Raw genomic sequence first — 6,434 nt, 5'->3', positions numbered from 1 at the left:
CCCTGGTTACCACACTGGGGGGGGGGGTCCCGGGCGCGCTCGGGGGGCGGGCCCCCGACACCGCGTCCTGACCCCGAGCTGGCCGGCTGTGCCTGCCCTCGGGCATACCTCCCCCACCACTCCCACCCGAGTGGGTGAAGCGCTACCGCGAGGAACATACACCACGAGCACCGACACGGCCCATCACCGAGAGCGCGGCGGGCGCCGGTCGACCACGCGTCGCGGGTGCTCGCTTACGTCACGACACCGGCTCGTGAGCGGGGAGGTGCGCCGCGGCGACGGCGCTGCTGGATGGGCGGCGGGATCGCGAGTCGTCTGGGCTCTCATGCCGCTGGTCGGTTTCCGCTCGAGGCGGGCGCCGACGGTGCAGCCGTGGTGCCGCCGGTCGCGATCGCGTGCGCGATGGCGTCGAGCTGTGCCAGCGCGAGGGCCGCGGCCCGGTACGCCGGCGCGAGTGCGAGGACGCTGCACGCGGTGGGAACGTCGACTACCCAACCACGCGGTGGCATCACCGCGACGTCGGCCAGAACGTGCGTTCGCGCTAGCCGACGAGCTGCCGAGAGCAACGCCGCGCGGGCGTCGTGCGCCGGCGGGACGTCGGGGAGCGCTAGCGCAGAGGCCTGGATCGACAGCACACGGTCTGGTCCGGACCACGTCGACGTCGCAGGGCCGCCGACCGGCCACGGCTCGGTGTGCTCGTCGTGGTGCTCGATGAGCGCCCACACGAGCGCGGCGGGGCCGTCGAACGCGTCCCGCGGCAGCGTGGCACGCAGCTCGTCGGCGGACGACCTGTCCCACAGCGCGGTGTACAGCACGCGGCGCTCCGCCGCACGCACGAGCTCGTCGCGAGTGCTGCTCATAGGTGGCACCGGATTCTGACGGACGTCGGCGCATCGGTCGTTACCGCGTTACCGACACCAGGGGTGCGGTAACGGGTACCGCTCGGAAATGGCGGAAGATCAACGATCCTCGCGGCGACGACCCGGGCTATTGGGTAATGACGAACCGAAGGGTGAGTGTCGTTACCCGTTACCGGGAAACGCTCGGGTAACGGGTAACGCATCACGAACGGTCCGACTGCCGCCAGTCGCGCATCGCATTCACCGTGCGCTGCATGTTCCACCCGAGCCGCTCGCGCGCCTCCTTGATTGCGGTTGGCGGGGGATCGAGGGCAGCGACCGCGGCGACGTCTTCGGCAGAGGCCGCCAGGGCCGGGTCGCGGTCGTCCGGCTTCGGCGCGTACAGGGCGAAGGTCGTGTCGTCGTTCAGGCGGAACACGGCGGCCAGCGGCTCCTTGTCGCCGGCGCCGGCGCGGTGCTGACGCAGACCGCCGTGCCGGTCTTTCGAGATGGCGAGGTAGCACGACCCACCGCGACCGGGTGCGAACGCCGTACCGACCGTGACGCGCAGCGACACGCCGCCGATCGCACGCTTCTTGGCCGCCGTACCGGTGGCGCCCATCGCGCGAGAGCTCTCGCCCTTGGCGAGGTGGTCAATGACGAGAACTGCGGCGCCGGATCGCGCCAGCGGCTTCATCACGAGCCCGTGCACACGGGTGAAGTCGTCGGGGCTGTTGGACGATGCACCGAACATCGGTAGGACCTCGCCGAGACTGTCCAGGACGACCGTGTCCGGTGTCCACTCGGCCAAGGCGCGCACGACCTGGACGAGTTGCGCGCCGTCCTCGGGCTCGGCGTACCGGAACCGGTCCGGGTCCCGCAGCGCGGCCGCCGGCGCACCGAGGTCGAGCAGGCGGTGCACGGTCGACGCCACCCCGTTGTGGTCGACGTCGATCACCGCCGCTCGACGCCCAGCGTCAAGGTCGGTCGCGGCGGCTGCGAGACAGACCCAGGTCTTGCCGGACTCCGGGTCACCGTAGATGTGATTCAACTGCCCGCGGTAGAAGAGGGCCGCACCGTCCGAACAGACCATGAGGCTGGGGCGCGGAGGTTCGGGCATCGTGCCGTCGAGCAAGGCCGCCACGTCCGCGAACAGCGGCGGCTCAGCGTCGTCTTCGATTGCCGGCTGCGGGTCGGCGGCGAGACCGGTCGCGGCGACGAACGCTTCAAGCGCGCGGTCACTCAGCGCGGAGTCGCCCGGGTCGTCGTACGTGTCGGGCGAGAACCACGAGTCCTCGTCGGCGGGTGGAGCGGGTGAGTGGGTCACGGGGCGGCCCTGTAGCCTCTCTGGCGAGTAGTCCGGTCGCGGACCACCGGCCTGTACACGGCCGTCGTCCGTCCTGTCGCGCAGACCGTCCCGGGGTCGGTGTGTCCAGCACCGACCCCGGGGAACGGCCGCCCGGCCTACTGCTCGCTGAGGATGCGGGCAATGAACTCGTCGGCCGCCTGCCCACGCGTCCGCCCGTCCGGCAGCACCTCGGCCGCGAGCCGCTCCACCATGCGCTGGCGAACGATCGTCGCCATCCTCGGTGAGAGCTGCACCGGACGGGGCAAACCTGCGATCTCGACCAGTCCGATGCGGGCGGCGCCCACCTCACCCGTCGCGGCGTCCGTACGCGGACGGGCGATGGTGCGAGCGGCCTCCTGACCCAACCTGTATTGCTTGTGCTCGAAGCTCGCATGTCCAATGCGGCGGGGGTGGAACAGGTACCGCTCGCGGTGCGCGTCCGTGAGGTCCGCGCGCACCGCGGCCCTGATGTGATCCCACGGGGTGTTCCAGTCCGTGTGCCCGATCGTGAATTGCTTCTGGGAGATGAGCCCGCGGCCGCGGAGCGAGGTCCAGTACTCCGGCTCCGCTTCGACCCGGCGCCTGAACGCGCCGCGCAGGTCCGGGTTTCCGGGAAGGGTTGCGGTGTGATCCCACAGGCGGCCGTCGGCGACCGGGTCGATTGTGTAGAACGGGCGCAGCTCGACGGGCACGAACAGCGGGCTGTCCGGGTCGGTGTACGCGGGCGGGAGCGCGGGCTCGGGCGGCGTGGTCGCCTCGGTCGTCGGGGCGGGCTCCGGGGTCGTGCGCTTCGTCAGGGCCTTGAGAACCATGAGGTGTTCCTCTCGTGTCAGGTGCCGGACGGCACCAGGGTGGGGTGGGGGGTGGATGGCGAGAGCCGGCTACGCGCTCGGCCGACGGCGCCGGGCGCGGCGGCCAGCGACGGCCCGGACGAACAGCCGTGCCGGCAGTGCCGAGGTCGCGGGCAGCGGCGTCGCGTCGTCGGTCTCGGGGTCCGGCAGCGCCGGCGGGACGGCCACGGCCCGCAGGCCGGGACGGTGGGTGCTGGTCATGAGGGGTTCCTTTTCGTTCGGTGGTGCGGTGGAGGGTCGGCGGCTACATGCGCGCGCCGGTGGGATCGGTCAGCGGCGCCAGAGACCGGCGCCGGTGCGGGCGTCGTCGAGCGCGGCCATGGCCTCGGTCATCCACACGGGGTTGCCGCTGGCGCGGGCGGACTCGTACGCCTGCTCCGCGCGACGAACGCGCCGCTGGTGGCTGTGCTCGAGCGCGATCGACGCTCGGGGCCGGCTCAACGACGCGGACACGTGCAGGCCAGTCGCGGGCACGACGACGGGCGTCGGCGGTGACGGCGCGGCTGGGGTGTCGTCGTCGCGGGCGGGGGTCTTCACGCGGCATCGTCCGGGGCCTCGACGTCCCCCGTGGCTGTGGTGTCGTCGAGTTCCGCGGCGGTGGCGTCGGCCTCCGCGAGGGCCTCGCGGGCACGACGACGAGCCCGCGCCGACTTCAGCGCGAGCTTCTGGAAGTGGGCGCGGCGTAGGCTCTCCGCGCGCTTGGGGTCGCCGCCGGCGTCCGTGAGAAAGCGGGCTTCGAGGGCACGCCGCGCCGGTGCGGTGCGTGCGGTGCGGTCTTCGGTGTTCGCCCAGGAGGTGTTCGCGGCAATCTGGCCGCGCAGGCGTCGCTCGGTGTCGCTGGCAGGCATAACGAGAGAACCCTTTCGGGACTCTCGCGGCGGCCCATTGCTCGCGAACTAAGGTTCGGCGCCAGTCGCACCGGGCGGTGTGCTCAGGAAGATAGCACGACGTTCCACGCATCACCGCGAGGACGCACGGCGATCCACAGCAGGGCGTGGCAGCGGGGGCACGCGGCAGGGTGCTTCATGGGGTCGTTGCCGTTGTCTCTCAGCAAGATGTCGAGGTCGGAGGGGATCGGGTGCGACTCGGGATAGACCATGTCGTCCAGGTCCGCCTCGGTTGACCGACTGATCCGCTCGGCCACTACGCGATGAACGGCGAGTAGGGGATGGTCGGGTAGTTCGAGCGTCCGGTCCGCCGTGCGGCGCTGGTCTGCAAGCCAGGCACGCCGCTGGGCGCCGAGTTCGAAGCGACCGCCGACGACGTCGAGGAAGCGGGCGCCGTCACGCACGACGACGCGCGCGACGGCGCGCCCGTCACCATGAGGGCAGCGCATGGTCCGCTCGACACGCTCAGGGGCGCTCATACCCGATCCCCGCGCTTGAGGCGCTGGGCGGCGGATCGGGCACGGGCGTCAGCGGCGCTGGAACCATAGCGATCGAGCATCACGTCCGAGGACCAGCCGGCCAGACGCTTGAGGTCACGCTCCTGGCCGCCGGCCATCAGGTAGTCGTGGGCGAACGTGTGACGGAACCGGTGCGGGTGCAGGGCCGTGATGCCGGCGCGCGCGCCACGCTGGCGCACGAGCTCGCGCACGCCGTCGGGGGTGAGCGCGCCTCGCTGGGACAGGAAGTAGGCGTCGAGCTGCGCGTGCGGGGACGTGCGCCGCGCACGCTCGTAGCGGTCGAGCGCGGCCGTGGTGCGGGCGCCGAAATAGACGGGCCGCGTGCCGGTCTTGCCGCGCACGATCGCCATGCCGGCGTCCAGGTCGAGGTCTGTGCGGGTCAGCGCGCACAGTTCGCCGACCCGCACGCCGCAGTCGAGCAGGAACCGGACCACGGCCTCGTCGCGCCGGTCGCGCAGCGCCGGGCCCTTGCACGCCTTGACCAGCGCGGTCAGCTCGGCGTCGGTCAGCACCGGAACGGGCTTGGGCTGCTCCTTGGGCAGAGACACACCGTCGAGCGGGTTCGCCGCGATCTCGCCCTCAGCAACGGCCCAGCCGGCGAACCGGTACAGGCCGCGGTGCCGGGTGCGCACCGTCGACGCCTCACGGTCGGCGCGCAGGTCGGCGAGCCAGTCGACGACGTTGCGCCGGTTCAGCTGGTCGATGGTCGTCGGGTGGCCGTTCGCCGCGAGCCACTCGGCGAAGAACCGGACGGACTGCCCGTACAGGCGCAGGGTCGCGGGGGAGCGCCCTTCGGCGCGTAGGTGGCGGGCGAACGAGCGCGCCAGGTCGTCGAGACTCGCGGGTTCCATGGCGGTACGTTATCGCGTGAGGGTGCGCTATGCTCACACCACCACGCACCGAGCACGGCTAGTTTTCGTTGGTATCGCGCCGCTCGCGGGAAGGTTGAACTCTCTTGGGTTCGCCCGGCATCTTCGGGTACTCGGGAGGGTAGGGCAGGTCCCCGAGGCCGTGCTCGGCCTCGTCCCGCCGGGACAGCTCGAGGGCGGCCTCGAGGGACCCGCCCGGGACGGTCCGGTCGGCGCGCAGCGGGGCGAAGAGGTCTCCGACGTCGGCGAACCGTGCGGGCATGGTCGTCACGTCGAAGTCGTCCGGAGCGACGTCGGGCACCTCGTCCCAGTGCAGCGGTGCCGAGACCGTGGCCCGGGCGTTGGCCCGGATCGAGTACGCCGACGCGATGGTGCGGTCGCGGGCCATCTGGTTGTAGTCGACGAAGATCTTCTCCCCCCGCTCCTCCTTCCACCACTTCGTCGTGACCTGGTCGGGCAACCGGCGCTCCAGCTCGCGGCCGATGGCGATGGTGGCGCGGCGCGCGTCGACGAACGTCCAGCGGGGTGCGATCGGGACGAACACGTGCAGCCCACGACCGCCGGAGGTCTTCGGCCAGCCCTCGAGACCCAGCTCGGTGAGGACGGCGCGCAGCTCCGGGGCCACGCGGGCTGCGTCGTCGTAGTCGGTGCCCGGCTGAGGGTCGAGGTCGATGCGCAGCTGGTCGGGTGCCTCGACGTCGTCCGAGCACACCGGCCAGGGATGGAACGTCAGCGTCCCGAGGTTCGCCGCCCAGGCGACGACGGCCAGCTCGGTCGGGCTGACCTCGTCGGCCGTGCGTCCCGACGGGAAGGCGATCGTCGCGGTCTGCACGTAGTCGGGTGCGCCGCGCGGGATGCGCTTCTGGTAGAAGGCGTCGCCGCTGCTGTCCGTGCGGGTGCTGAGCCGGGCGCCCTCGAACACGCCCTTGGGCCAGCGCTCGAGGGTCGTGGGGCGGTCGAGCAACGCGCCCAGGATGCCGTCACCGACGGCGAGGAAGTACTCGACGACGTCGAGCTTCGTCAGGCCGCGGGAGGGGAAGACCACACGGTCCGGGCTGGTGACCCGCACGGTGCGACCGCGGACGTCGAGCTCGACCGGTGGTGTCGACGAAGGCGCCATGA

At 71.9% G+C, this 6,434-nt stretch carries 9 protein-coding genes; all 9 read right to left on the bottom strand.

Annotation, left to right across the window (positions count from 1 at the left end; genetic code table 11):
- Positions 1-323: 323 nt before the first annotated feature.
- Positions 324-860, bottom strand: coding sequence for a hypothetical protein (locus OHL10_RS06180; RefSeq protein WP_265521301.1), 537 nt, complete (start codon positions 858-860; stop codon positions 324-326).
- A 202-nt stretch (positions 861-1,062) separates the two neighbouring features.
- Positions 1,063-2,166 carry an AAA family ATPase gene (locus OHL10_RS06175; RefSeq protein WP_265521300.1) on the bottom strand — a complete coding sequence of 368 codons (1,104 nt, stop codon included), beginning with the start codon at positions 2,164-2,166 and terminating at the stop codon, positions 1,063-1,065.
- Between the two features lie 137 nt (positions 2,167-2,303).
- On the bottom strand, positions 2,304-2,999 hold the full coding sequence (locus OHL10_RS06170; protein ID WP_265521299.1) for a hypothetical protein: 696 nt from the start codon (positions 2,997-2,999) through the stop codon (positions 2,304-2,306).
- A gap of 69 nt (positions 3,000-3,068) precedes the next feature.
- Complete coding sequence (locus tag OHL10_RS06165; RefSeq protein ID WP_265521298.1) at positions 3,069-3,239, bottom strand: hypothetical protein; 171 nt, start codon at positions 3,237-3,239, stop codon at positions 3,069-3,071.
- Between the two features lie 69 nt (positions 3,240-3,308).
- Complete coding sequence (locus OHL10_RS06160) at positions 3,309-3,575, bottom strand: hypothetical protein (protein ID WP_265521297.1); 267 nt, start codon at positions 3,573-3,575, stop codon at positions 3,309-3,311.
- Complete coding sequence (locus OHL10_RS06155; protein WP_265521296.1) at positions 3,572-3,886, bottom strand: hypothetical protein; 315 nt, start codon at positions 3,884-3,886, stop codon at positions 3,572-3,574. The genes OHL10_RS06160 and OHL10_RS06155 overlap by 4 nt, the downstream gene beginning before the upstream one ends.
- Positions 3,887-3,969: 83 nt before the next feature.
- Positions 3,970-4,404, bottom strand: a complete 435-nt coding sequence (locus OHL10_RS06150) for a hypothetical protein (RefSeq protein ID WP_265521295.1) — start codon at positions 4,402-4,404, stop codon at positions 3,970-3,972.
- A complete protein-coding gene (locus OHL10_RS06145) occupies positions 4,401-5,294 on the bottom strand; it encodes a tyrosine-type recombinase/integrase (RefSeq protein WP_265521294.1) in 894 nt (297 codons plus the stop codon). Before OHL10_RS06145 ends, OHL10_RS06150 begins: the two co-directional genes overlap by 4 nt.
- A gap of 58 nt (positions 5,295-5,352) precedes the next feature.
- A complete protein-coding gene (gene ligD, locus OHL10_RS06140) occupies positions 5,353-6,432 on the bottom strand; it encodes a non-homologous end-joining DNA ligase (RefSeq protein ID WP_265521293.1) in 1,080 nt (359 codons plus the stop codon).
- Positions 6,433-6,434: the final 2 nt, after the last annotated feature.

Origin of the sequence: Oerskovia flava, from assembly GCF_026163685.1 — a bacterium.
GTDB lineage: Bacteria > Actinomycetota > Actinomycetes > Actinomycetales > Cellulomonadaceae > Oerskovia_A > Oerskovia_A flava.
Note: the sequence above shows the minus strand (reverse complement) of the source record. Positions and strands in the feature narration are given on the sequence as shown.

Bases quoted from the DNA above. Each gene is read 5' to 3' on its own strand.
- OHL10_RS06155 (WP_265521296.1), bottom strand. From the start codon at position 3,886: ATGCCTGCCAGCGACACCGAGCGACGCCTGCGCGGCCAGATTGCCGCG.
- OHL10_RS06165 (WP_265521298.1), bottom strand. From the start codon at position 3,239: ATGACCAGCACCCACCGTCCCGGCCTGCGGGCCGTGGCCGTCCCGCCG.
- OHL10_RS06180 (WP_265521301.1), bottom strand. From the start codon at position 860: ATGAGCAGCACTCGCGACGAGCTCGTGCGTGCGGCGGAGCGCCGCGTG.
- OHL10_RS06170 (WP_265521299.1), bottom strand. From the start codon at position 2,999: ATGGTTCTCAAGGCCCTGACGAAGCGCACGACCCCGGAGCCCGCCCCG.
- ligD (WP_265521293.1), bottom strand. From the start codon at position 6,432: ATGGCGCCTTCGTCGACACCACCGGTCGAGCTCGACGTCCGCGGTCGC.
- OHL10_RS06145 (WP_265521294.1), bottom strand. From the start codon at position 5,294: ATGGAACCCGCGAGTCTCGACGACCTGGCGCGCTCGTTCGCCCGCCAC.
- OHL10_RS06150 (WP_265521295.1), bottom strand. From the start codon at position 4,404: ATGAGCGCCCCTGAGCGTGTCGAGCGGACCATGCGCTGCCCTCATGGT.